The following is a 26,490-nucleotide window of genomic DNA, read 5'->3' on the forward strand; positions in this document are numbered from 1 at the left end:
ATGAAAAATAAAAAACAGCATCCTTTATTAAGCAAACGTGCAAAAGTGAAAGCCGCTAAATCACGTCGTAAAATCTGGATGGCGATTATATTAGTATTGCTATTTATTACTATCGGCTATTTAGTTTGGGCACAATCTGTGCCTAAGAATAATAAAACCAGCAGCAGCTCACCGTCAATTTCTGAGCAAACTGAAGCTACGCAAGCTACTATGCCAGTAGAAAACGTCCTCAGCGAGGCCAATAATGATGACGCTATACAGAATGAAAATGCTGTCATTGATCAAAATTCTGACGATGCTGATACGCGCACTGACTTGACCATTCAAGTGCCGAAGCCTGCTGCTATCTTAAACGCCCCTTTACCAAAAACCGATAGCTTGGCCAAAGAAGAGATTGATCGCTTAGAAGATGAGCGCAAACGCTTTGCTGCCCAAGAAAAACTGGCGGCTGAGCAATTGGCAATGAATAAAAAGCTGACTGAGATGAAGGAAGATCAAATTGCGCTGATTGAACAACAAATCGCACAATTAGAAGCAGAAAACGCCGGACAGACTAAAGTAGAATGAATACATAATTTTTTTAAAGGGGCTGACTATGGCGAATTTACAATTGACGCACGCCCCTATTTTAAATAGCAGTGCCCAGTTGCTTATCTTACCGGTTAATACTGCTGGTACACTACTCGACCCTATTCTTACTCGAGCTAAAACGTTATTCCCTGATAACTATCAACGTTATTATCGCGCGTGTCGTGACGGTAGTTTAAGTGCTGGTAGCTGTTTATTGCATAAGCGTACACGTGAGCAGGCTGGCCTTGGCATCAGCAGTAATGGCAATCAACCCAGTTATATTGCCAACCTTGTTATCTCAGATCATCCTTATCATCCGACACGCACACGCTGGCTTACTGACGCTCTAATCGACTTACATCACCAGCTTATCCCCCTTGTTCGCTATCATGGTATCCGCAGAGCTGCCCTACTCGCTCGCCCACTTATCGATAATCGGCTACGTAGTAATATAAGTAATTCATCTAACGAACCTTCATCTAAGAACTTTTCAGCTGGTAGCTTGTCCCTCAATGAACCCAACGTCGCAAACTCACTGCCATTAGACTGGTATCTCGATATCTTGCCTTTACTGAGGCAGCAACTACAAGATCTACCTAAGCTACGTATTGACGTGCATGTGCCTAAGAGCATTGATATCGTAAGCTAATTGGCGATTTGTAGAGTGTGTTTATAGGACGCCATAGTACTCAAAAGATATGCAACAGATAGTGGCGTCAGTGCTATGCTAAATTGGCATCGGCTGTTTGCAAATGCACGATTATTTATCATCAGGATAAGGATACCCTATGAAAACGCTTAGAACCCCCGATTCATACTTTGCCAACCTACTCGATTACGATTTTGCGCCGAACTATCTCATGGTTGATGATGGTGAAGGCGGTGAACTGCGCGTACATTACCTCGATGAAGGTCCAAAAGACGCTGAGCCTATACTGTTGCTACATGGCGAGCCTTCGTGGTGTTATCTTTATCGCAAAATGATACCGATATTGACCGCCGCAGGATATCGCGTTATTGCTCCAGACCTACCTGGTTTTGGACGCTCGGACAAGCCAGCGGCACGTACTGACTATACTTACCAGCGCCATGTCGACTGGATGCAATCGCTGCTTGATCAATTAGACTTAACAAACATCACGCTTTTTTGTCAAGATTGGGGCGGCCTAATCGGTCTGCGCTTAGTCGCCGATAATCCCGAAAAATTTTCTCGGGTAGCAGCTGGCAATACTATGTTGCCCACTGGGGATCATAATCCCGGAGAGAGCTTTCGCCAGTGGCAGCAATTCTCGCAGGACACCCCACAGTTTCATGTCGGAGGCATCATTAAGAGCGGCACCACTACCGAGCTATCGCAGGCGGTTATCGATGCGTACAACGCCCCTTTCCCTGATGAGTCATACAAAGAAGGCGCTAGACAGTTTCCGCTTCTTGTCCCCACCACGCCAGATGATCCTGCCTCAGAGAATAATCGGGCGGCTTGGGGTAAGCTCAGCCAATGGACGAAGCCATTTATTACGCTGTTTAGTGATTCTGATCCTGTCACGGCTGGTGGCGATCGAATCATGCAAAAGCTGATACCGGGAACGAAAGGTCAAAACCATACCACAGTTAATAACGCTGGTCATTTTTTGCAAGAAGATCAAGGGGGAAAAGTAGCAGAGCTGCTGGTTGAGTTTATTGCTGATAATCCTCTCAGCAATTATTAATAAAATTTGGTATTTTCTTCGTTATCGCCTACAACATTAGTGTGACTATTTAAGCGTTTATAACATGACATGTGTTTTCCTGTAGACATTAAACAGTAGATTTATATCCGTATATTGATTAAAAAACAGCCTTGGCTTAGTATTTATGAGTGTCTACTACAAATACTTTTTACTCAAAATACAAATAGGGATAATAAATCATGTCAAACAATGATGCAAAAAATAGTAATGCTGGAAATAAGAAAAACCCTACAGGCAACAAAGCCGTTACTGGCGTAGAAGTGGTCAAAGATGATACCGTGGTATTTGAGGACGGCGACTTTGAAGAGTACAACACTGAGCATGACTACGAAGAAGGTACAGAGGACAGTGCTGCTAAAAAGGGCAAGTCAGAGAAATCAAGTAAGAATAAAGATTCTGAAAAAGAGCAGAAATCTGACAAAAAAGACAAGGCTAGCAGCGCTGATAAAGAGTCTAAGTCAAATGAAGACGATGAAATGGTTAAAGACGGCAAGTCCAGCAAAAAAGATAAAGCTAGTAAAAAAGACGGCGCTGACCAAGAGGATAAATCTGGCATTACTATGGCAGGTATTTACCAATGGGCCTCAAAACTCAAAGATGACTTTACCTCTGACGCTAGTGGGATGACTCACGATGTCTCTGAAAAAGCAACGGCTATGATGCTTGGTAAACTGTTGAATGCGGTAGATCTTGAATTAGCGGCCTTTGATAAGAGCTTAGACGTCGCAAAAAATTTAGTCGCGACTGCTGAAGAGAGACGCAAAAAAATCGCTGCAAAAAAAGAGAAATACCAAGGTATGATTGACAAGTTGGATCAGGAATGATTACTCTGGCTAATTAGCCAGTTAGGGCGTGTCCTCATTTCAAAAATGGTCATAAAAATGAAATAAATTGCCGTTAAACGAGGAAAATAGCGCAAATAATATCGAGATATTAATCAGCTATTTGACGATGTTTGGCAAAATTTAGCTATTTTTAGGCCATTTAGATACAAGCGCTTGAATTGAAGATACGCCCTAGTCTAGAATTTTATTAATCCAATGTTGAACGTCTACTATAAGCGTTTGGCGTTGGATTTTTTATTGTCCGTTGCTTAGGTATGATTTTATTAAAAGGCAATGTCATTAAATGTAGCGAGTAAAGAGTAATATCGATATATCACGCACTGCTGATAGACATTTTTCTTGCTCGCTGTGGCTGCGCAGACAGAGACTACAAAAAACTGATATCAGCAATACCGTCGCGTTTTTAAGATATTTTGACTATAGATTGGATAGAGATAGCAATATTCAACCTGACACAAATGGAAATGACTATTTAATAATTATTAAGCCACAAAAAAAACCGCTCTGAATAAATCAGAGCGGTTTTCAAAATTGTACTAAGCGACATCAACCAAAAAAATACTTATTCAGCAGTTGAGGTTGAACCCTGCTCAACGCCTTTCATAGTCAACTTAATGCGACCACGGTTATCCACGTCTTGTACGAGTACCTTAACGGTTTGACCTTCTTTTAGATAGTCAGAGACATTCTCTACGCGCTCTTCTGCGATTTGCGAGATATGTACGAGGCCATCAGTATTTGGCAAGACATTTACGAATGCACCGAAATCAACGATACGAGCAACGGTACCTTCGTAAGTTTTACCGACTTCAACTTCAGCAGTCAATGCTTCGATTTTACCGATAGCGGCTTTGGTTGCTGCTTTGTTTTCACCAAAGATACGAATCGTACCACCATCATCGATATCGATAACGGCACCAGTTTCTTCAGTTAGCTGACGAATCATCGCGCCGCCTTTACCGATGACGTCACGGATTTTATCCGGATTGATTTCGATAACTGCATAGTTAGGGGCATGGGCGTTAATTTCAGTACGGCTCTCTGGCAATACTTTATTCATCGCGTCTAGGATATGGATACGACCGGCATGGGCTTGCTTTAGCGCTTGCTCCATGATGTCAGGAGTAATCCCTTCGATTTTGATATCCATCTGAAGCGCAGTGATACCGTCTTTAGAACCAGCCACTTTAAAGTCCATATCGCCAAGATGATCTTCATCACCTAAGATATCTGACAATACAGCGAAACGCTCGCCTTCTTTTACGAGACCCATCGCGATACCAGCAACTGGTGCTTTAATCGGTACGCCTGCATCCATCAATGCCAAGCTGGCACCACAGACAGAGGCCATAGAAGAAGAACCGTTTGATTCAGTAATCTCTGATACCACACGGATGACGTATGGGAAGCGTTCGCTGTCCGGTAGCATCGCTTGTACACCGCGGCGTGCTAGACGACCATGACCAATTTCACGACGTTTTGGAATACCTTCACGACCCGTTTCACCAACAGAGAAATGCGGGAAGTTATAATGCAGCATGAAATGATCACGGATAGTGCCCGCTAATGAGTCAATCATATTGACATCACGGCTGTTACCTAAAGTCGTAGTAACCAATGCTTGGGTCTCACCGCGAGTAAATAGCGCTGAACCATGCGTGTATGGTAGTACGCCAACTTGCACGTCAAGCGCACGAACGGTCTCAAGGTCACGACCATCAATACGCGGCTTACCTGACAAGATATTGTCACGAACCGTACGATATTTAAGATCGTTATAGATTTCTTTTAATTCAGAAACGGTATCAGCATAATTTTCAGATTCCGCATCACCAGCAAGCGCATCGATAATGGATTGCTTAATGTCATCAAGCTTAGTATAACGCTCTTGCTTATCAGTAATCGTATAAGCATCAGCCACTTGCTCGCCGAACTGCTCTTTCATGCTGCTCTCTAACGCTGCATCACGTACAGGGGCGACGTACTGCTGCTTAGCCGTACCGATTTCTTCCGCCATAGAAGCGATGTTATCAATAACGATTTGTTGTTGCTCATGACCGTATAATACCGCGCCTAGCATCTGATCTTCAGACAGCTCTGCCGCTTCAGATTCAACCATTAGCACTGCAGATTTAGTACCAGCAACCACTAGATCAAGGTCACTTTCTTTAAGTTGTTCAAGCGTTGGGTTTAGTACGTACTCACCATTGATAAAGCCAACACGGGCCGCAGCGACAGGGCCATTGAATGGCGCATCAGAGATCGCCAATGCGGCTGAAGCACCAATGAGGGCTGCGATATCGGCAGATTGAGTCTTATCTGATGAGATAACCGTTGCGGTAATTTGAATTTCGTTGACATAACCTTCAGGGAATAGCGGACGAATCGGACGGTCAATTAAGCGTGACGTTAACGTTTCATTTTCGCTCGCACGACCTTCGCGTTTGCCATAAGCGCCTGGAATCTTACCGGCAGCATACATTTTTTCTTGATAGTTCACGGTCAATGGAAAGAAGTTTTGACCTTCTTTAGGGTCAGACTTTACCACTGCTGCTACTAGTACGGTAACGCCGCCCATGTGAACCAAAATAGAGTTTGCTTGACGTGCTACGCGACCAGTTTCGATAACAACCTGCTGGTTGCCGTACTGGAATTCACGCTTAATAGTGTTAAACATTGTCATATAGTCTTCCTAATGTTGACTGACGAAAATAACATCAACGTTATAAACACGCTGATATCTGTCATTAAAATTCTTTTTATCTAGCTACTGATCAACAAGTCTTTTTTCTATAAGTATTATTGCTCAGGCTGATAGTGTCACCTACTTATCTTACGCATTTGTCTATAGTAGACATCGTACTATTACATATTTTTAGTTGTTCAAATTCGGTTTTTTTCCAATACGGCTAAATCTTATACCCAGTAGAAACCATACATCTATGGTATTCACTATCTCTTTACTGCTCTACTGTGACGAATAGTAGCAATGCTATAAAGCTCACAAGACATTATTTTACAGTGATTTATAGGCATTGACCAATTAATTGCAAAACAGAGCTATTGTCTATAAATCGCCCTGAATGATGGCCTATATTAGATATTAAATTAACGGTTATTTTTGCAAAATATGGTAGCGTTATATCATCTAAACACTCGAGCGCGATCATCCATACTAACAAGCATAAAAAAACGGCGTGAAACTATTCCACACCGTTTTAGAGAAAATCTATTTTATCGATAGCAACAAGCAAGTTCCAAGCGGTTTAGCAAAAAATCTGAAATAGCGCCATAAGATGGCATCTGTTATTTTAGCGACCACTCGTACTATTGTCGTTAAATTAACGACGTAGACCTAACTGGCTAATAAGGGTGGTATAACGACCAAGATCTTTACCTTTTAGGTAATCAAGCAATTTACGGCGCGTGTTAACCATACGGATAAGACCGCGACGGCTATGATGGTCAGCTTTGTGCGCTTTAAAATGGTTCTGCAAATCGTTGATACGTGCGCTCAACAAAGCTACTTGAACTTCTGGAGAACCAGTATCGTTTTCGCCGCGCTGGTACTGAGAAATGATTTGTTCACGATCGGTATTAGTTAGCATAAATATCTCCGGCAATGCTAAAAGCTCCAAGATGTACTCAAATTAAGCCATCTTACAAGCAATAGAATAGTAAATAAAGTAACTTGTGCGCCATTCAGGACAACCCTGCATTACTAGAGTTGACCTAGTGTACGACAAGCCCAATGTATGATAAAACCATTTAAAAATAAGCCAGATATCAGCAAAAATTCACTCAACTCATTAATCTGCTTCGAGCAGTGAGCTAAATAATCGGCTTAATCTAAAAGCATTATTAAATGTGACGGCAATTATAACAAAAAACTGCTGAACTAGCAGCAGTTTTTCATAATAGTTTTATGCCGATAGAATTCATCGATTCAGAAATCTTATATAACAGCTATAATTTTGCAAGATCCTGATAAATTGTTAGAAAAGTCTAATGACTTACTTTTTCACGTCATCTTCGTTTGCATTTCCACCTAGCTCGTCATCAGCAAGAGGGGCTGTAGTGGCTTCTGCTAAGCTATCAGGGCTAGCATCTTCGCTAGGGTTGATATCTTCTGCTAGCTTTTCAATCTCTTGTTCTTGTGAATCCATGTTTTTTGATGAATTACTCATAATGACTCCTAGATTAGCATTTTCATTAAGTGAACTCTTTACCGCACCGTTCATACTTATTAGCATTCAAACTTATGAATATTCGAATCAATGCGTAAAGACTCAACGAAATAATGTTTATATAAAATAATGCTTACATTAAATAGCGTAGACCGCTACATAACGCAGAGCCTTTTTATTTATCTTTTTTTGCATTCTCTAAATTATCAGCGATGCGATCAGCGGCCGCTTCTGATTCTTCGGTATGGTTGTTTTCAGTTTGGCTCTTAAGAGCGGCGGTTGCCGATTCAGCACGTTGTTGCTCAAGTTCAGCATCATTTGGGTTAGAGTTAGACATAATATTTTCCTTAATTGTAATTATAAATAGTTGAGAATTTTTAATTTTTCATCTTTCAATAAATGAAGCAAAATTTAAGACAATGCTTTATCGATAGCATCGACAAAGTTACTGATATCGTCTGGATTACGCGAAGTAATTAAATTGCCATCGACTTGTACAGTCTTGTCGACGTACGTCGCACCAGCATTTTCTAGATCGGTTTGCAGCGTATGATAGGCTGTTAGTGTTTTGCCTTTAGCAATGCCCGTGTTGATAAGCGCCCAAGGAGCGTGGCATATCACAGCTAATGGTTTACCTGCATCATTGATAGCATTGATAATATCATGGGCTTCTTTATTACCGCGAATGGTATCCGCATTGACCGTACCACCTGGTAATACCAATGCATCATAATCGGAAACATTTGCATCTTTTACGAAGATATCAGCAGTAAAGGTATCACCTTTATTTACATCTTGCTGCATAGCTTGCACTTCTTTATCTTCATTAGTAGTGATCAGAAGGGTCTTGTAACCTTTGTCTTTCAGCTGGTTATTAACGTCTTCGTATTCTGCTTGCTCAAAATTATTGTGTAGTAAAAAAGCGATCGTTTTCATAATATTTCCTTTTCTGTCTATACTTGTTTCTGTTTATTTACATTTGAGTTTTTATAATCGAATTTATTATTGCGCGATAATTTTTGTTGTTTATTATGATTTGATAAATGATTTTTGCATTAATAATAGTCATCCTCTGACATATTTTTTCTTATTAAAGAATGTCCTTTCTACATACTTTTTATTCTTATTTTTTATTGTTATATTGTTTTTCCAGTTTATTTTTGATCCAGTCTTCCCTAGCTGGTGTATCTACTGTACAAAAAAAACAGGTCTCACCATAGGTGAAACCTGCAATAAAATGTGAGGATATGTGATTAGTGTAAACTGTTAGTAAGTTTTAGGAGGATTCATGGGCTTACAGTCATACGAAACGTACGAACAATGATGAGCTTAGCAAAGAAGATTCTAACGCTGAATTAACTTTTTAGGTTGTAGTCGACCATTAAGACTAACAGCACCCAAGCCAATAAACTGCCCATGCTCATCTAGCAAGCGTATATCAACTGATATCTCATGGGCTAATGGTTGCTGTTCATCGTCACTATTAATAACCTCACTATCTAATTGGGTAGCATTGCTTGCTGACACAGAAGGCTGATGGCTAATACTGGTTGAAATATAATCACGCAAATTATCAGTAAGCTGCTCAAAGACATTCAAGCGTTGCCCCATATGGACACGGGCATACTGTTCGGCGCTTAATGTAAGCTCAGCCTTTATATCAACACACGCATCGATCGGAAGGATTTGTGCCTGCCGCTTATCTAACGATAGCGCCTCTAACGCTGATAAAGAAGTCGCTTCAGCTATACCAAACTTGCCAACCTGCGTACGGCGCAGTGCGATTAAATGTCCTAATGTACCCATTACCTTGGCAATATCTTCTGCCAATACACGCACGTAAGTACCTTTGGTACAAGTCACCGTCAATTGAACCTGCTCATTATCAATAGCTTTTAACTCGATTGCTTTGATCACGATATCTCTTGGTGGTCTATCGACTTCGATACCCGCACGGGCGTATTCGTAGAGTTTTTTACCGTCTTTCTTTAAGGCCGAATACATTGGTGGAATTTGTTGCTGAGCGCCTAAAAACTGCTGGGCAACGTCTTTTAATAGCGCTTCATCAAATATTGGAATAGCCGCCTGTGCAACGATTTGACCATCTGCATCACCGGTATCTGTCTGACTACCAAACAGTATCGTCGCTTGATAGGATTTGTCAGCATCAAGCTGATAATGGCTAAACTTTGTGGCCTCACCCATGCAAATAGGCAAGAGACCGGTAGCCATTGGATCAAGCGTACCCGTATGACCTGCTTTTTTGCTGTCATGGATAGGAGACTTAAGCAAATACTTCACTTTTGAGACCACTTGCTGTGAGGTCATACCCTGCGGCTTATCAATTAAGATAACGCCGGAGACCTTTTGTTTATCCGTTGTCTTTTGACTAGTCATTGTCATGAGTCATCATTTTCTTTACTATCGACTTCATCTTCATTCTGCTCAGTTTTGATAACCGCTTGACTGATTAAGTCCATCATATAGTTGCCACGAGCCGTTACTTCATCATAATGAAAGCGCAGACGCGGCGTGGTACGAGTCTTGAGGCTATGGCTCAATTCGGTACGCAAAAAACCGGCGGCTTTATTCAGTACCTTGATGCTTTCTTCGTGGTTGGTTTTGGTCATCGCATCATTAAGCTCTGGCTCCATGATAGTGACATAGACGTCCGCATACCCTAAGTCTGGGCTGACCTTGACACTAGAGATGGTGACAAAACCCGTCAGACGTGGGTCATTGACTGCGTCGCGAATAAGAACGGCAAGCTCACGCTGGATTTGATCCGCTAAGCGTTGTAAACGTTGGTTCATGTTATTACCTTGTTTTTAAAATAGCTTTTTTTATTGGTTGCTATATTGGCTTACGAATAAGCTGAAGAACTGATATTTGTCAAAAAAGGCCTAGCAGGATGTACCTGTTAGGCCTAAGCATATCGTTATTACGGTAGTCTAAGCTTAACTTGCTCAGCACATATAATGCAATGCTACAAGAAGGCTTAGATAGTACGTTCGAACTCTTGGATTTCAAAGACTTCGATCTTATCACCAGCTTCGACATCATAGCCACGAACCGCTAGACCACATTCCATACCAGTGCGTACTTCGTTGACGTCTTCTTTATAGCGACGTAACGATTGCAATTGACCGGTAAAGATAACTTGGTCATCACGCAATACGCGGATAGGCTTGTTGCGATAGATCGTGCCTTCAACCACCATACAACCGGCAGCTGCACCGAACTTACTAGAGCGGAATACTTCACGAACATCAGCAACACCCAAGATTTTCTCGCGATGTTCAGGCGCAAGCATGCCACTCATGGCTGCTTTCACATCGTCAATCAAGCCATAGATAACGCTATAATAACGAATATCCATGTTAGCGGCGTCTGCTTTACGGCGTGCGGTCGCATCTGCACGAACGTTGAAGCCTAACAGTACCGCTTCGCTAGATTCGGCAAGCGTAACATCAGACTCAGAGATGGGACCGACACCTGAGCTAATGACTCTGACTTTTACTTCATCAGTAGACAGCTCATTCAATGCCGATAGTAACGCTTCAAGCGAACCACGGACATCGGTCTTAAGTACGATGTTCAAGAATGACACATCGCCTTGTTCCATCTGATCGAACATGCTTTCTAAGCGCATGGCGTTCTGACGTTCAAGCTGACGCTCACGCTCACGATTGGTTCTGAAATCAGCGACTTCACGGGCTTTTTTCTCATCAGTGACGACTAAGAATTCGCTACCAGCAGCCGGCGTTTCAGGCAAGCCTAAGATCTCTACTGGAATAGAAGGGCCAGCTGACTGGATACGTTGACCATGTTCATCAGTCATCGCACGGACTTTACCATAATACTCGCCCGCTAAGACCAAGTCGCCTTGCTTTAGTGTGCCTTTTTTGACGAGGACACTAACAACAGGACCACGACCTTTTTCAAGTCTTGATTCAATCACCACACCTTGCGCAGCACCATCTAACGGTGCTTCTAGCTCCATTAGTTCTGCTTGTAAGCTAATAAGCTCTAATAGCCCATCAATACCATCACCGGTTTTGGCTGAGATACGCGCCATTGGTGTATCACCACCCCACTCTTCTGAAACGACTTCTTTAGCAGTCAATTCATTAAGGACACGATCAGGATCAGCGCTTGGCTTATCCATTTTGTTGATAGCAACGATAATCGGTGTGCCAGCGGCGCGTGCATGATCAATTGCTTCTTCTGTTTGAGGCATCATACCATCATCAGCAGCGACAACGATTACGACGATATCTGTCGCTTGCGCACCACGTGAACGCATTGCACTAAAGGCTGCGTGACCTGGAGTATCTAAGAAAGTAATCACACCACGATCGGTTTTAACGTGGTAAGCACCGATATGCTGAGTAATACCGCCAGCTTCACCTGTGGCAACTTTAGTCTCACGAATTTTATCTAGTAGAGACGTTTTACCATGATCGACGTGGCCCATAATAGTGACAACTGGTGGACGCGTTTGTACGTTACTGCTGCGCTCATTGACTGCAACTTGTAAATCGTCTTCAACCTTGGTGTCGCTGACTGGTACAGGGTTATGACCCATCTCTTCAACGATTAGACTGGCTGTCGCTTGATCAATGGTATCTGACTCACGAGCCATTTCACCCATTTTCATGAGTAATTTAGTGACTTCACGAGCTTTAACTGCCATACGTTGGGCAAGATCTGCGACGGTAATTTGCTCACTGATCTCGACATCATAAACGATTTTTTCGACAGGTTTTTCAAACTTATGCTGTGACGCTTGCGTTGAACGTAAACCGTTTTTGCGGTTTTTCATTTCACGCTCGTCTTGATTCTTACGACGACCACGACCACGGGCACTAGTACTACTAGTACCGCGCTTGATTTCGCGACGTTCTTTTTCGAATGATTCTTCTAGTGCGTCACCGACCAAACCTTCGGCTAGTGGCTCATCTTTACGAACTTCCGCAGCAGGCTGGTCCGTATATTTACCAGCCATTTTACGCATTTGCTCAAGTGTACGCTTCTGCGCTTCTTCCGCTTGAACACGGCGTGTTTCTGTCTCGATTTCGCGTAGACGATTTTCTTCTTTTTCGCGTACTTCGCGAGCTTTACGCTCAGCGGCGGTTTCAACTTTTGGTTTCGTCGCCGCGACTTTTTTCTTCGGTTGCTCTTTCGGCTTGACTTCTACAGTCGCCTTGCCACCCTTCTTCACAACCACTGAAGTAGAAATATCGTCATTCTTATCGTCTGACTTTTTGCTAGAGCCTAAGCTTGCACGCATTGCCGCTAAGGTTGCCGCTTGACGTTCTTCGGCTTTTTTCTTAGTCGCCGCACGCTCTTCAGCATCTTTAGCAGCACGCTCTTGCGATTCGATCATCGCTTGCTCACGCGCAGCCAATTCTTCAGCCATTTTTTCTGGATCAGGCTTCTCGAACACTTTCTTTTTACGCACTTCCACATTGACACTCTTCGATTTACCTGAAGAGCCGGTCACACGCGCAGTGCTCGTTGTTTTAGACTTGAGACTAATACGACGCTTTTCTTGCTGACCATGACTTTGCTTTAAATACGTCACCAACTTCTCTTGCTCAAGCTCGGTGACTAGGTCACCCTCTGCGCGAGCAGGCAGCCCAGCGTCCACCAGTTGCTGTTGTACAGCACTTGCGGTTTTGCCTACCATATCTGCCAGTTCTTTGACGGTCTTATCTGCCATTTATTATCACCTACTGTCTATTATTTGCTATATGTTCAATTCAGTTGTTGGCTACAAATGATTGGGTTAAGGCTGATGGTTGTGTTGCATTTGATGATGCGACATAAATACCAGCACTTTATTATCGATAGCATATCACTAAAAGACAGCGATATGCAGTTACCGCTTATTCATTGAACCAAGATTCCCGAGCTTTCATGATGAGTTTTCCTGCGGTTTCGGTATCTAATCCTTCGATATCTTCTAAATCGAAGACGGCTTGTTCTGCCAAGTCATCAACGGTAATGATGTCTTTTTGTGCCATTTTATAAGCCCAACTGACCGTCATTCCTTCAAGATCTTGCAGTTCTTGACTTGGCTCTTTCATGTTCTGTTGTTTAACCAGCTCATCAGCGATGACGACTTCTTTAGCACGTTCTTGAATCATGTCGATCGCTTCGTCGTCGAGACCTTCGATGTCATAGAAGGTTTCGACCGGTACGTAAGCCACTTCTTCAATACTGGTAAAACCAATATCGACGAGCGCTTGGGCCAAATCTTTATCAACTTCTAAGCGCTCATAAAATAACTCGATGAACGCTTTTGATTCGTTTTGTTGGCGCTGCTGATACTCTTCTTCTAGCATCATATTGAGCTTATAACCCGTTAGCTCAGAGGCCAGACGGACGTTTTGACCTTGTGAGCCAATGGCGCGCGCTAACTGATCGTTGGTGCTAAAGATGATATCAGCGGTCTGCATGTCTTCATCTAGGATGATACTACTAACATCCGCAGGCTCTAAAGAGCTGATGATAAATTGGGCTGGATCATCTGACCAAACCACCACATCAATACGCTCACCATCAAGCTCTTGCTGAACCGCTTGGATACGCGTACCACGCATACCAATACAAGCGCCAACCGGATCAATACGATGATCGTTGGTTTTGACCGCTATTTTAGCACGAGTACCCGGCAAACGAGCGACGTTACGAATTTCAATAATTTGTTCGGCAATCTCAGGCACTTCTTTTTGCATCAAAGCTGAGAGCATTTCGGGATGGGTACGTGATAAAAGCAACTGTGCACCGCGATTTTCGCGGTTGACATGATATAAAATGGCATTGATACGAGATTTTGCACGTAATTGCTCACGGGGCAGCATTTGATCACGTGACAGATAGCCTTCAGCATTATCCCCTAGATCAATAATATAGCCATCGCGTGTCTGTTTTTTGACTTCGCCATACATCATCTCACCAACACGTGGCTCGAAAGCGTCTGCTACTAGCGCACGCTCAGCTTCACGAATTTTTTGGATGATAACTTGCTTGGCTTGGGTGGCAGCAATACGACCAAATTCAATCGACTCAATCTGCTCTTCTTTGATATCCCCAATTGACCATTCTTCTTGATCAAGATCGGTAATAGCCAGCTGACAGGCTGGCATTTCATGGTCTTCATCGGCAACCACTGTCCAATAACGGTACGTATCATAATCGCCAGTTGCACGATCGATTGATACCCGCACCGCCACTTCTGGCTGTTCGGTATATACTTTTTTCTTAGTCGATACCACCAAAGCGTCTTCTATCGCTTCAAAGATATCTTCAGGATTTAAGCCCTTTTCATTACTGACAGTTTCTACTACCATTAAGATTTCACGACTCATGCTATACCTGTCCTATCATTTTATAATTGACTTAAATTTTATAATTGGCATATTGACGTTGTATTGTCACCGTCAGTTATACGCTATTTAGGGGTCAAAATATGGATTAATACTACATTACCATTGAATATTGCAATTAGACATCTTCATAAATCAAGTGGGCTTTATCAATATTACTCAGAGCAATTTCGAACTGCTCACCATCAGCAGATGTCAGCTTTAGAGACGTCTCATCGATACTGTCTAAAGTACCTGTTGCTTTGCGGCGTTTTTGATCGCCTTCACCAATGGCTTGTATCAAACGCAAGCTCACTGTTTGACCCACATAGCCATGCATCTGCTCATCTGAGAAGAACGCACGGTCAAAGCCAGGTGATGACACTTCTAAAATGTACTCACCAGCAATAGGGTCATGCACTTCAAGAATACCGCTTACTTGGTGATTCACTGCCGCACAGTTCTCAATGGTTACTTGCTTATCTTGGGCTTGCTCTTCTGGCAAAGCTTCAATATAAATACGTAATAAAGAGCGATTGCCTTGCGGTGCAAATTCAATGCCCCATAATGCCACATCACAAGCAGCAACGGCGGGGGCAATAATCTTGGTCAGTTCTGTAACTTTGGTCGAAAGCTTCATAATCTATTTATATTTTCCTATTCACTTATCTATCTTATTGAGTAAACCGTAACTGTATCAACTTTGATTTATTATTAACGAATATTGATTTATTATTAATGAATATAAGTCACGGTCATTATGTTAAACCACAAACATCTATTAAGATGCGTTGTGCGTTTATATAAGGATGAGCATAGAAAACATCAAGCTCAGCCAAACAATGCTTTTATTATTCATAAAGCAGTACTATCGATAAAAGAGTGAGGAATAAAAGATAGTGTGCTTACGAATCATCGCGCTGGTAGCAGCAAGTGACGCCCAGTAACGAATAGTATCGTATTCTATAGGCTTAGAGCTTAGCATAAGTAGGATAGATACCGCGATAACACCGAGCAGTAGATACAAAAAAACCCACAAGCATAATGGTGGGCTAATCGTTACTGACAAATTTAGTGTACAAAACATCAGTATAAAAAGTGGTAGCGGGGGCTGGATTTGAACCAACGACCTTCGGGTTATGAGCCCGACGAGCTACCAGACTGCTCCACCCCGCATCAATCTAGAACGCATATTATAGGGAGGTTTTGTAGAAGTGTCAACGTTTATTTTAAATAAAGTCTAAATCAAACGTTTGCTACCAAAAAATCCAACCTGACGCTATGCAGCGTCCATAAAACTTGGTGCGATTGGGGGGACTTGAACCCCCACAGCTTGCGCCACCACCCCCTCAAGATGGCGTGTCTACCAATTCCACCACAATCGCATTTTTCACTGCTTTACTTTTGCTGTCTAATCTATCGTAATAGATGCTTAAGGTAGGCATCGATAGAATCAGACTGTAAAAACAGAAAAAGCATTGTAAATCTAACGCCTTAAAATAGCAAGCACTGCCTTCATTAAAAGACAATGATTAAAAATGAATACTAAAAAACAGTTATTAAAGATACCGTTTCTAGAGATAGCGTTTTAAAAAAATAACTACTGAGGATTTTGCGTTAACGGGCGCGGCGTTTGTGGTGCTGACACGGGCGCATCTAAACGAAACTGATCTTCTGCCTGCTTACGCGCATGTACAGCCAGCGTCATACTGGTGATAAAAAATATCACGGTTAACACTGCCGTCGCACGCGTCAAAAAGTTTGCGGTCCCAGCAGCGCCAAATACGGTACCTGAGGAACCAGCGCCAAAAGAAGCCCCAGCGTCTGCCCCTTTGCCATGCTGTATCAAAATCAAGCCAATCATGGCAATTGCCACGATAATGTGCAGGGCTAATATAAACGTAAACATGGTGGCCTCTTTTGCCGCGTAATGACGACTGATAACGAAAAATAAATCGTAGGGGTTAATAATAGCGCTTAGCGTGTAATGACGCCAAATCGATTATATAAATAAGGCGCATTGTACACGATTGCAAGGGCACTGTTAAACCCACTTTTGCCAACTGATAAAGACATTTTTTGAATAAGGTGGCCATTCAATATTTGTTAAATGGATGTTTTATTTAATTTTATTAAGCCATAGCACGGCTAAAGGCCTCGGCAATCGCTAAAAAACTTTCTGCTTTTAATGACGCGCCGCCGACTAATGCGCCATCTATCATAGGGTCTGCCGCAAAACTATCGGCGTTATCGACATTAACACTACCACCATATAGTACGGTCATCGTGTCCAATGAATCAGCGAAGCCTGCAACCGTCTGCTTAATATGTTGATGCGTGGCGCTCACCTCTGCCACGGTTGGCACTTTACCCGTCCCAATCGCCCATACTGGCTCGTAGGCAATGATTAAGCGCTCAGACAATGAGGCAGTAAGCTCGGGCTGTTGCGCTAGCAAGTCTTTGATAACTGACAACTGCGTATCAATGACTGGCAGCGTCTGCTTATCATCATATTGTGCTTGGGTCTCACCAATACAAAATACCACGCCCAAATTTTGCGTCAGCGCATGAGTCAGCTTTTGCAGCAAGCACTCATGAGACTCTTGATGGTATTGACGGCGTTCAGAGTGACCAAGTATCGTCCAAGTTGCGCCAGCATCAACCACTTGCTGCGCGGAACAATCCCCCGTATACGCACCAGTGTTCGCACTATGCGCACTAATATCTTGCGCTGCACACAGCACTGAGGTATCTTTTAAACGGGCGCTGACAGCAGCTAAGTGAATGCAACTGGGTGCCACCATTAACCTACAGCTATTTTTGATTACTTGTTCTTCGGTATCAACGGCAGTTAATAAGTCATCTAGTAGCGCATTGACGTCGTGGCTCGTTGCTGGATTTTGCTTCCAATTGCCAATTACCCAAGCTTGCATACTCATCTACCTTGTCTCATGTATTCCTGCCAATTCGGCTCATATGCGCGCCAGTATAACAAATATTTCACAAGTGCTATAGTATAGTGCGAGCTGAAGCAAAATGGCTTATATATAGTGGCATACCTTATATAAAGCTTAAAAAAATACAGTCACTACTATGAATACTAAAAAATAACAGCCGCTTAAAACTACTTATCTCAAACGACTTTAACCAACATTGATGATAATTAATGATTAAGAGCTACTCATGAAAACCATCAATACTTAAATACTTAAATACTCAAATACTCAAATACTTAGCAAGCGGGTTTTAGCAAAACATTCGATATCAAAGAGAGGTCATTATGTCTATCACAGCCAATAAATACGGTGGTTTAGCCCAGCAGCTGATTAGCGAAGGTATCGTAAGCGAAGCGCATATGAAAACTGCGCAGACAGAATCGCAGCAACAGCAAATCGGGCTCGTACCTTATTTGGTAGACAATAAATTAGCCAATGCTTATCAACTGGCACAAATGCTGTCACAGGCTTTTGGCGATCCGCTCTTTGATCTTGACGCAATCAGTGCAGATGTCATTCCAAAAGATTTGGTCGATGAAAAAATTGTACGCAAGTTTCACGCCCTTCCCCTCTTTAAGCGTGGGCAGCGCTTATTTGTTGCTTTAAGCGATCCAACACGTATAGACGCCATTGATGCGATTGCCTTTAACTCTCGCCTCTCTATTGAAACCGTCGTCGTCGAAGAAGATAAGCTAAAAAGACGTATCGAGAGTCTGTATGCCGATACCATGCAAAGTTTTGATAGTTTTTCTGACAGTGACTTAAATATTGGCTTTGAAGACGGTGAAGAAGAGGAAGGTGAAACCAAGCTTAGCGATAATATCGATGAAGCGCCTGTCGTAAAGTTTGTCAATAAAATGCTGGTCGACGCCATTCGTATGGGCGCCTCAGATTTGCATTTTGAACCGTATGAAAAAAGCTTTCGTGTTCGCTTCCGTGTCGACGGTGTCATGCAAAAAATGGCCAACCCGCCAGTACAGCTCGCTAGCAAAATTGCAGCGCGGCTAAAGGTGATGTCACAGATGGACATCTCAGAACGCCGCATACCACAAGATGGGCGCATTAAGCTCAAAATATCTAAAAATAAAGCCATCGATTTCCGGGTCAACTCATTACCGACCTTGTTTGGTGAAAAGCTTGTATTGCGTATTTTGGACCCGTCATCCGCCATGCTCGGTATCGAGGCTCTTGGTTATGAGCCTGACCAACAAGACATGTTTTTGGAAGCGTTGCATAAACCGCAAGGTATGCTACTGATTACTGGTCCGACTGGTTCTGGTAAAACGGTGTCACTCTATACCGGCATTAACATTTTGAACACAGGCGCAACGAACATCTCCACTGCCGAAGATCCGGTCGAGATTAACCTCGAAGGCATTAATCAGGTCAACGTGAATGCTAAAGTGGGGCTGACTTTCGCCAATGCGCTAAAGTCATTCTTACGTCAAGATCCTGACATCGTAATGGTGGGTGAGATTCGTGACCTTGAAACGGCAGAGATTGCCATTAAGGCTGCGCAAACCGGCCATATGGTGCTTTCGACCCTGCATACCAACTCAGCACCAGAGACCTTGACCCGCCTACGCAACATGGGTGTGGCTTCCTTTAACATTGCCACGTCAGTGAACTTGGTTATCGCCCAGCGCCTAGCACGGCGCTTATGTAAAAACTGTAAAAAACCCATCAACGTGCCACGGCAAAGCTTGCTTGAGCTTGGCTTTACTGACACCGATTTAGACAACCCAGACAATGTCATCTATGAACCCGTAGGCTGTAACGAATGCCGCGAAGGTTATAAAGGCCGTGTAGGTATCTACGAGGTGATGAAAGTCAGCCCTGATATTTCTCGGATTATCATGGAAGATGGCAACGCAATTGATATCAAAGATGCGGCTCTCAAAAATGGCTTTCGAGACTTGCGCCGCTCTGGGGTGTTAAAAGTTTTACAAGGCGTGACCAGTATTCAAGAAATGATGCGCGTTACCTCTGAATAATGATGAACGCTAAATCGCCTTATTATTTCTACTCTCTAGGCATTGATAGCATTGCTTTTAAATAGTCTTGACTTCGAATGGCGTTATTTTTATAAACCAGCAATAATACTTACTCAGATGTACTTAAAAATAAAACAGAGTTATACTGGTTTTTTACGTTAAAATAAAGTATGCCATCTTTGTGTAATAAGTTAGGCATCGTTGTATTTCTTTGCAATATCTATATTAGACAAATCTTGAGGGTAGTAACATGGCAAAAGCGAAGACCGACATGCTGTTAGACTTTGTCTATGACGGGGTAAATCGACGCGGACAAAAAGTAAAGGGCGAAACCACCAGTCGTAGCCTAGAGCTGGCAAAAGCTACTCTGCGCAAACAAGGCATCACCGTCAAAGGTATCAAGAAAAAGCCCAAGCCCCTCTACACCTTCAAAAAACCCATCAAACCTATTGATATTGCCATCTTTGCCCGTCAATTGGCAACCATGATGAAAGCGGGCGTGCCATTGACCCAGTCCTTTGAGATTGTCGCGGACTCATTGGATAATCCCAGTATGAAAGAACTGGTTTTGCAAATAAAAGCCGATATCGAAGCCGGTGGGACTTTTGCCTCAGCCTTGCGTAAACACCCACGCTATTTTGATGATCTGTTTTGCTCGCTCGTCGACTCTGGCGAGCAATCAGGTGCGCTTGAGACCATGCTGGAGCGGGTTGCCACTTATAAAGAAAAAAGCGAATTATTAAAAGCCAAAATTAAAAAAGCGGTAAAATATCCTATCGCGGTTATTGTCGTCGCTGTTATCGTTACCATGATTCTGCTTATCAAAGTAGTCCCTGTATTCTCAGACTTATTTGAATCTTTTGGCGCAGAGCTCCCTGCCTTTACCCAAATGGTCGTTGGCATGTCTGAATGGATGCAGGCGTGGTGGTTTATTTTGATTATTCTCATTGGTGGGGCGATTATTGGTTTTTCAGAAGCCAAAAAACGCTCTAAGAAATTCCGAGACTTTTTAGACCGTGCCGTATTAAAAATACCAATATTTGGCAATATTGCTTATCAAGCCATTATCGCGCGTTTCGCTCGTACCTTATCTACCACCTTTGCCGCTGGTGTACCCCTTATCGACGCCCTAGATTCGACTGCTGGCGCCACTAATAACGTCGTGTTTTATAATGCGACGCAGCAAATCAAAAATGACGTATCTACTGGTCAACAATTGCAGTTTTCGATACGCTCTACCAATCTATTTCCAAGTATGGCCATTCAAATGGTTGGTATCGGTGAAGAGTCTGGTAGCTTAGAAGAAATGCTAGATAAAGTAGCGGTCTATTACGAAAACGAAGTCGACAATGCGGTCGACGGCTTGACCAGTCTGATGGAGCCTATGATTATGGCTGTGTTGGGGGTTTTGGTCGGTGGCTTGGTGATTGCGATGTATTTGCCAATCTTCCAAATGGGCTCAGTGGTAGGTTAAAGATGACGGAAAGGACAGCGATTTAATGCAATTTATAGAATTATTACAAAGTAATATGACGGTAGCGTTAGTCGTATTTGGTCTGTTGGGCCTTTGTGTGGGCAGTTTTTTAAATGTGGTGATTCACCGTATGCCGCTGATGATGGTCTATAGCTGGCGTCAAGAATGTAGTCAATTTATGGCGCAGCAAGCAGACATGCCGCAAGAGCATACCATACCACTGACCGATATCGTCGCAGCGGATACCCCTATTACGTTGAGTCGACCAGCGTCGCGCTGCCCTCACTGCGCGCACAAAATAAAGTGGTATGAGAACGTACCCTTAATAAGCTGGCTGCTGTTACGTGGGCGCTGCTCAAACTGTAATGCTGCTATCGGTCTGCGTTATCCTTTGGTTGAGCTCGTCACTGCCTTGTTATCCATACTGGTCATCTATCAGTTTGGGGTCAGTGCCGCTGGGTTGTCCGCCTTAGTTTTAGTATGGACGCTAGTGGCATTAACGGGTATCGATTTTGATACCCAGCTACTGCCAGATCGCCTAACCTTTCCGTTAGCGGGTTTAGGATTGGCCGTCAATTCACAAAGCTGGTTCGTCTCACCAACTCAGTCTATTTGGGGCTTGTTGTTTGGGTTTTTATCATTATGGATAGTGGTCAAAGTATTCTTCCTTATCACCAAAAAACATGGCATGGGACAAGGTGACTTTAAGCTCCTAGCAGTACTGGGTGCTTGGCTTGGGCCCATGATGTTACCATTAATTATTTTATTGTCTTCCCTACTCGGCTCAATCGTTGGCCTGATTTTGATGAAAAAACAAGGTGAGAGTAAGCCTTTTGCCTTTGGTCCTTATATCGCAGTGGCTGGTATTGTTGCTTTATTATATGGCTCAGATATCGTCAGTTGGTACTTGGGCATGTATACTTAGGGTCACAAACTATTTTCTCAGTTTATTACTGCCATTCTATCCGTTAGATAAGTCATTATTATGTCAAAATATGCCACAACAGCTTCGCCTTATTCTCATCAACCACAAAGCCTGCAAAAGAAAAGCAAGACGCTAGTAGTAGGTCTAACCGGGGGCATCGGTAGTGGTAAATCTGCCGCCAGTGATTGGTTCGCTGAGCAAGGCATTGATATTATTGATGCCGATGTCATTGCCCATCAAGTCGTTGCCAAAGGCAGCGCAACGCTACGCAAAATCCAGAAGAAGTTTGGTGATTGGGTAGTGAATGAAAAAGGAGATATGGATCGGGCAGCGGTAAGAACGCATGTTTTTACTTATCCAGAAGCACTGATTGAGCTAGAAGCGATTACCCATCCAGCGATACGTGAGGCGGCAAAACTACAGCTGGCCGAAAGCACCTCACCTTATGTGGTGTTGTCAGCGCCACTACTCATCGAAGCGGCGGAAGCAGGGCTGGCCAATTTATGCCAGCGTATTTTGGTCATGGATGCGGCGGTGGACACCCAGCTGACCCGTGCCAGCCAGCGAGATGAACAAAGCGTACAAAAGATTAAAGCCATCATGGTCAATCAGCTAAGCCGCGAAGAGCGGAATCAGCACGCTGATGATGTCGTACTTAATGATGGTAATTTGGCTGATCTCTACCTAAAATTAGAGCCACTACATCAGAGCTATCTTACGCTTGCCCAGCAGCTAAAGTACGCTGCCGATTAACTTCATATAGCGCCATGCCCGTGGCAACGCTTACATTTAAGCTTTGTAAGTTGCCATGCTCATTGCCTGACATCGGAATATAAACCAGCTCATCACAGCTCTCCGTCGTCAGGCGGCGCATGCCCTCTCCTTCTGACCCCATAATAATAGCTGTTTTACCTGTCAAGTCTGCCTCATGTATCGGCTTCGCCTCTGCATTGAGTGCTGTACCGAATACAAAGACGCCGGCATTTTTGATTTGCGTCAGCGTGCGTGCCAAATTGGTAACGCTAACAATAGGCATCATCTCTGCCGCCCCTACCGACACTTTCGCAACCGTAGGCGTGAGGCTCGCCGCATGATGTTTTGGACAAACCACCGCATCAACACCCATGGCAACGGCGGTACGCAAGCACGCACCAAAGTTATGCGCATCGGTGATTTGATCCAAAACCAATAGCAGACACTGTTCACGGCCGATGATAATATCAAGCAAGCCTTCATCAGCGAAACCTAACGGTCGTGCATTCAGCACCACACCTTGATGCTGCGGGCTACCACACAGTTGCGTGAGCTTGTCTTTTTGCGTCGGTTGAATGCTGATGCCATTATCTGCTGCCTGCGCCATAATCGCTTTGACATGACTGTCGCTCTCGCGCCCTTGCTGTACAAACAAGCTAAGGCCATCAAGAGGACGATGTTCGAGTAACGCATCAATAGCATGAATGCCATAGAAATAAATGGGTTTTGCCATAATAGGACTGCCGGTTATAAGGTGGCTATCGCACACTGCGATAGAAAAGGGAGATATGACAATAATTGTAGCAATTAATCAAGGGCTTAAACAAAATAATGTCACCAAAAAAAAGAAATAAACCTTATCGCAAGATTTATTTCTTTTTGAGGGCTAAGCCGCTATAAACTGTCTTTTGGAACCTTTAACTGGTAATAGTATCAACCTTCTAAATGACAGATATACTGCACGATTTCCTCTGTGCGTAAGTTAAAGCCACTGTTGCCTTCAACGACGAATGATTGTCCCGCGCGATAGTAGCTGAACTCTTCATCACCATTTATTTTGACTTCACACTCGCCGCTGATAATTTCGATACGCTCGGAGGTATTGGTACTGAAGTGATAATGCTCGACCAAATTGTCGCAAGGTAAAATCACACCTAATGTTTTGTGCCGACCATCCTCGAACATAATGGTATGGCTTGAGCAACGACCATCATAAGATATCGTGGCTTGGGCATTGACTGTCACACTGGTAAATTGCGCCGCTGTCATAGTGGCTTCCTTATCAAATAATTATTGCCAAACTAAAAAATAAGTAACGTATTGAACTGCTTACTCTACCTAGGTTGTACTACGCATTTTGCACTATAGTAAAAACACGCTATGTCGCACAATGGCTAAAAATCTAGTGGTAAGAGTTTATCATTATGTGAGATTATGCTACCACATTATATCTATAAAGTTTGTTACAGGACCAATGAAAATTTTGTTGCGTTTTTAGGCTGAATAATTCTTAACCATTCGCTTTGCAGCCATCGACTGATGCCTATAGTGTATATACGTTGCGCCCCATTATGACGATTGCTGTTTAATGATAACAACTTATTATGACAGTCGCTCATTATCACGCTTATGATAGCTATTAAGGCGATTATTAAGACGGTTAACTGCTTTTTTATCATAGGCTTATTGAATTTTTATGATAGTCTTTCCTAGTTAGTTCGCAGTATTTGACGACTTTAAAATTTGTATTTAATAGCGTTTGACACCATACTATTTACCAATGGCTATTGTCTATTTAGTACTATTACCCCTACCATTTTACTTCTTTATTTACCCTATTTTAGATATGACCTCCCATGCTTTTATGTGAGGTTGATTGTCTGTCATGAGAGGCGTTGATGCTTGTATCATTAACTTTACATCAGTTTGCATTGATTGCTCAGCATGAGCTGAGTGTGGCTGAAGGCTTTAATGTCATTACTGGTGAGACAGGGGCTGGTAAGTCGCTATTACTAGATGCGCTATCCTTATGTGCAGGCGAGCGTGCAGACAGTGCGATGGTCAGACATGGCGCTGCAAATGCGGATATTTATGCGCAGTTCGATGTGGAAAATAACAATGTTGTTGCTGAATGGTTTGCCAAAAATGAGCGAGCGCTAGAAGAGCCGGAAGTATTGATTCGTCGTCAATTGAGCAACACAGGGCGCTCCAAAGCATGGCTCAATGGCACGCCAGTGAGCTTGGCAGAGCTTAAAAGTTTGGGTGCATTACTGGTTAATATCCATAGCCAACATGCTCAGCAAGCGTTGCTTAAGCCGCAGTTTGTGGTGCAATGGCTCGATGAGATGGCACAAATCACGCCACTAGCGGCACAAACGGCTAGCAGCTATCAAGCTTATCAGCAGCTTAAACGCCGTGCGGATGACATTGCCAGCCGCGAAGCTCAGCGTCAAGATAGAATCCAACTATTGCAAAGTCAGCTGGCTGATATTGCCCCATTACTGGCGGTTGATTATGCGGAAGTCGAAGCGGAGCACGAAGAGCTGTCTAATATCGAAGCGTTAATGCAAGAGGCCAGTCACGGTCTTCATCTACTCGACAATGATACCGATGAGCCTGACGTCATGACCTTATTAGGACAGGCCATCAAGCTCTGTGATCATCAGCTGGGGGTTAGTCAAACCTTTGAGCAAGCTTCCGAGCAGCTACATTTAGCACAGCAGCAAATCACTGAGGTGACCGCTCTACTCTCAGATTATGCCGAGCAGCAACTGCCTGACCCAGAGCGCTTGCAAGCATTAGACAATTTAATCAGCTTAGGTCACCGCTTGTCACGTAAGCATAGCTTGCCAGCAAGCGACTTGATTAACGAGGCCAAAGGCTGGGAAGCGCAATTAGAGCAGCTTGAAAACGAGCCAAGCAGTGATGCCATGGCAGCGCAAATTGAACAGGCATGGCAAGAGTATCTGACGCTAGCAACCCAACTAAATAAAGAAAGAACAAAAGCGGCGCCAACTGTCAGTAAGCAGCTGATTAAGCAATTAAAACCGCTTGCCCTGCCCAACGCCCGCTGCGAGTTTGTCTTTACTAAGAAAGCAGATCCAAGCCAATATAGTGCGCAAGGTTGCTATGATATTGATTTATTATTTAGCGCCAACGTTGGTATGCCGATGCAGCCGCTACATAAGATTGCCTCAGGCGGTGAGCTGTCGCGGATGGCGCTGGTCATGCAAGTATTGCAAGCGACCAATGCCGATAATAATGCCGCCAAGCCAATGCTAGTATTTGATGAAGTCGATGTCGGTATCAGTGGCGGCACCGCACAAGTGGTCGGTGAGCTCTTACGCGAGCTTGGGCAGACGCAGCAACTACTTGCCATTACCCATCAGGCGCAAGTCGCAGCGCAAGCGCATCAGCATATCTTGGTACAAAAACACCATGACGAACAGACTGAAAGTGAGCTGTTAATATTGACTGACAGCGCGCAAGTCGATGAGTTGGCTCGTATGTCGGGCGGTGTGACCATCACTGACGTCACCCGTGATCATGCCCGTAGTCTATTGTCTGATGTAAAATATAGTCAGTGAAAAGTCATATCGATACATCGCGCACTGCTGATATCAATTTTTCTTGCTTGCTTGCT

23 protein-coding genes and 2 tRNA genes are annotated in these 26,490 nt (G+C 43.5%); 9 read left to right on the top strand and 16 right to left on the bottom strand.

Annotated elements, in window-relative coordinates; genetic code table 11:
* From W293_RS0111425 to W293_RS0111440, 4 genes are all read left to right on the top strand, one after another.
* The gene (locus tag W293_RS0111425) at positions 1–567 is read left to right on the top strand and encodes a hypothetical protein (RefSeq protein ID WP_025652576.1); all 567 of its coding nucleotides are present in this window, start codon (positions 1–3) and stop codon (positions 565–567) included.
* Between the two features lie 28 nt (positions 568–595).
* Positions 596–1,219, top strand: a complete 624-nt coding sequence (locus tag W293_RS0111430; protein ID WP_025652577.1) for a hypothetical protein — start codon at positions 596–598, stop codon at positions 1,217–1,219.
* 139 nt (positions 1,220–1,358) lie between these two features.
* Positions 1,359–2,279: a haloalkane dehalogenase gene (locus W293_RS0111435; RefSeq protein ID WP_025652578.1), complete on the top strand. Its 921-nt coding sequence runs from the start codon at positions 1,359–1,361 to the stop codon at positions 2,277–2,279.
* Positions 2,280–2,479: 200 nt separating this feature from the next.
* Positions 2,480–3,124, top strand: a complete 645-nt coding sequence (locus W293_RS0111440; RefSeq protein WP_025652579.1) for a hypothetical protein — start codon at positions 2,480–2,482, stop codon at positions 3,122–3,124.
* Between the two features lie 583 nt (positions 3,125–3,707).
* Here W293_RS0111440 and pnp read toward each other — a convergent pair.
* From pnp to tpiA, 14 genes are all read right to left on the bottom strand, one after another.
* Entirely contained in the window at positions 3,708–5,828 is a 2,121-nt protein-coding gene (gene pnp / locus W293_RS0111445) for a polyribonucleotide nucleotidyltransferase (protein ID WP_037025879.1), read from the bottom strand.
* Positions 5,829–6,486: 658 nt separating this feature from the next.
* Entirely contained in the window at positions 6,487–6,753 is a 267-nt protein-coding gene (rpsO, locus tag W293_RS0111450; protein WP_025652581.1) for a 30S ribosomal protein S15, read from the bottom strand.
* A gap of 405 nt (positions 6,754–7,158) precedes the next feature.
* Positions 7,159–7,332, bottom strand: a complete 174-nt coding sequence (locus W293_RS17375; protein ID WP_198015448.1) for a hypothetical protein — start codon at positions 7,330–7,332, stop codon at positions 7,159–7,161.
* A 175-nt stretch (positions 7,333–7,507) separates the two neighbouring features.
* Positions 7,508–7,669 carry a hypothetical protein gene (locus W293_RS17260; RefSeq protein WP_156915649.1) on the bottom strand — a complete coding sequence of 54 codons (162 nt, stop codon included), beginning with the start codon at positions 7,667–7,669 and terminating at the stop codon, positions 7,508–7,510.
* A gap of 74 nt (positions 7,670–7,743) precedes the next feature.
* Positions 7,744–8,268, bottom strand: a complete 525-nt coding sequence (locus tag W293_RS0111465; protein ID WP_025652582.1) for a type 1 glutamine amidotransferase domain-containing protein — start codon at positions 8,266–8,268, stop codon at positions 7,744–7,746.
* 408 nt (positions 8,269–8,676) lie between these two features.
* Positions 8,677–9,735, bottom strand: a complete 1,059-nt coding sequence (truB, locus tag W293_RS0111470) for a tRNA pseudouridine(55) synthase TruB (protein ID WP_025652583.1) — start codon at positions 9,733–9,735, stop codon at positions 8,677–8,679.
* Positions 9,732–10,145 (bottom strand): ribosome-binding factor A, encoded by a 414-nt coding sequence (locus W293_RS0111475; protein WP_025652584.1) that lies wholly within the window; start codon positions 10,143–10,145, stop codon positions 9,732–9,734. Before W293_RS0111475 ends, truB begins: the two co-directional genes overlap by 4 nt.
* Positions 10,146–10,330: 185 nt before the next feature.
* Complete coding sequence (gene infB / locus W293_RS0111480; RefSeq protein ID WP_025652585.1) at positions 10,331–13,057, bottom strand: translation initiation factor IF-2; 2,727 nt, start codon at positions 13,055–13,057, stop codon at positions 10,331–10,333.
* A 166-nt stretch (positions 13,058–13,223) separates the two neighbouring features.
* The gene (nusA, locus tag W293_RS0111490; protein ID WP_025652586.1) at positions 13,224–14,708 is read right to left on the bottom strand and encodes a transcription termination factor NusA; all 1,485 of its coding nucleotides are present in this window, start codon (positions 14,706–14,708) and stop codon (positions 13,224–13,226) included.
* A gap of 136 nt (positions 14,709–14,844) precedes the next feature.
* Positions 14,845–15,345 (bottom strand): ribosome maturation factor RimP, encoded by a 501-nt coding sequence (gene rimP, locus W293_RS0111495; protein ID WP_025652588.1) that lies wholly within the window; start codon positions 15,343–15,345, stop codon positions 14,845–14,847.
* A gap of 459 nt (positions 15,346–15,804) precedes the next feature.
* Positions 15,805–15,881: transfer RNA gene (locus W293_RS0111500), tRNA-Met, on the bottom strand.
* A gap of 124 nt (positions 15,882–16,005) precedes the next feature.
* A tRNA-Leu gene (locus W293_RS0111505) sits at positions 16,006–16,090 on the bottom strand.
* A gap of 215 nt (positions 16,091–16,305) precedes the next feature.
* The gene (gene secG, locus W293_RS0111510; protein WP_025652589.1) at positions 16,306–16,614 is read right to left on the bottom strand and encodes a preprotein translocase subunit SecG; all 309 of its coding nucleotides are present in this window, start codon (positions 16,612–16,614) and stop codon (positions 16,306–16,308) included.
* A gap of 223 nt (positions 16,615–16,837) precedes the next feature.
* The gene (tpiA, locus tag W293_RS0111515; protein WP_025652590.1) at positions 16,838–17,638 is read right to left on the bottom strand and encodes a triose-phosphate isomerase; all 801 of its coding nucleotides are present in this window, start codon (positions 17,636–17,638) and stop codon (positions 16,838–16,840) included.
* Positions 17,639–17,985: 347 nt separating this feature from the next.
* On the opposite strand from tpiA, the gene pilB reads away from it, so the two are divergent.
* The 4 genes from pilB (at position 17,986) to coaE (ending at position 22,847) form a co-directional block, all read left to right on the top strand.
* Positions 17,986–19,695 carry a type IV-A pilus assembly ATPase PilB gene (gene pilB, locus W293_RS0111520; protein WP_025652591.1) on the top strand — a complete coding sequence of 570 codons (1,710 nt, stop codon included), beginning with the start codon at positions 17,986–17,988 and terminating at the stop codon, positions 19,693–19,695.
* Positions 19,696–19,945: 250 nt separating this feature from the next.
* Entirely contained in the window at positions 19,946–21,169 is a 1,224-nt protein-coding gene (locus W293_RS0111525) for a type II secretion system F family protein (protein WP_025652592.1), read from the top strand.
* 25 nt (positions 21,170–21,194) lie between these two features.
* Positions 21,195–22,094: a prepilin peptidase gene (locus W293_RS0111530; RefSeq protein WP_025652593.1), complete on the top strand. Its 900-nt coding sequence runs from the start codon at positions 21,195–21,197 to the stop codon at positions 22,092–22,094.
* A 60-nt stretch (positions 22,095–22,154) separates the two neighbouring features.
* Complete coding sequence (gene coaE, locus W293_RS0111535) at positions 22,155–22,847, top strand: dephospho-CoA kinase (RefSeq protein WP_025652594.1); 693 nt, start codon at positions 22,155–22,157, stop codon at positions 22,845–22,847.
* Here coaE and rlmB read toward each other — a convergent pair.
* Complete coding sequence (rlmB, locus tag W293_RS0111540) at positions 22,810–23,580, bottom strand: 23S rRNA (guanosine(2251)-2'-O)-methyltransferase RlmB (RefSeq protein WP_025652595.1); 771 nt, start codon at positions 23,578–23,580, stop codon at positions 22,810–22,812. The two genes, coaE and rlmB, sit on opposite strands and share 38 nt — an antisense overlap.
* Before the next feature lie 200 nt (positions 23,581–23,780).
* On the bottom strand, positions 23,781–24,116 hold the full coding sequence (locus W293_RS0111545; RefSeq protein WP_010197725.1) for a pyrimidine/purine nucleoside phosphorylase: 336 nt from the start codon (positions 24,114–24,116) through the stop codon (positions 23,781–23,783).
* A 629-nt stretch (positions 24,117–24,745) separates the two neighbouring features.
* Between W293_RS0111545 and recN the strand changes: the two genes are divergently transcribed.
* Positions 24,746–26,434: a DNA repair protein RecN gene (gene recN / locus W293_RS0111550; protein ID WP_025652596.1), complete on the top strand. Its 1,689-nt coding sequence runs from the start codon at positions 24,746–24,748 to the stop codon at positions 26,432–26,434.
* The last annotated feature ends 56 nt before the right edge of the window (positions 26,435–26,490 follow it).

The organism is Psychrobacter sp. TB67, assembly GCF_000511065.1.
GTDB lineage: Bacteria > Pseudomonadota > Gammaproteobacteria > Pseudomonadales > Moraxellaceae > Psychrobacter > Psychrobacter okhotskensis.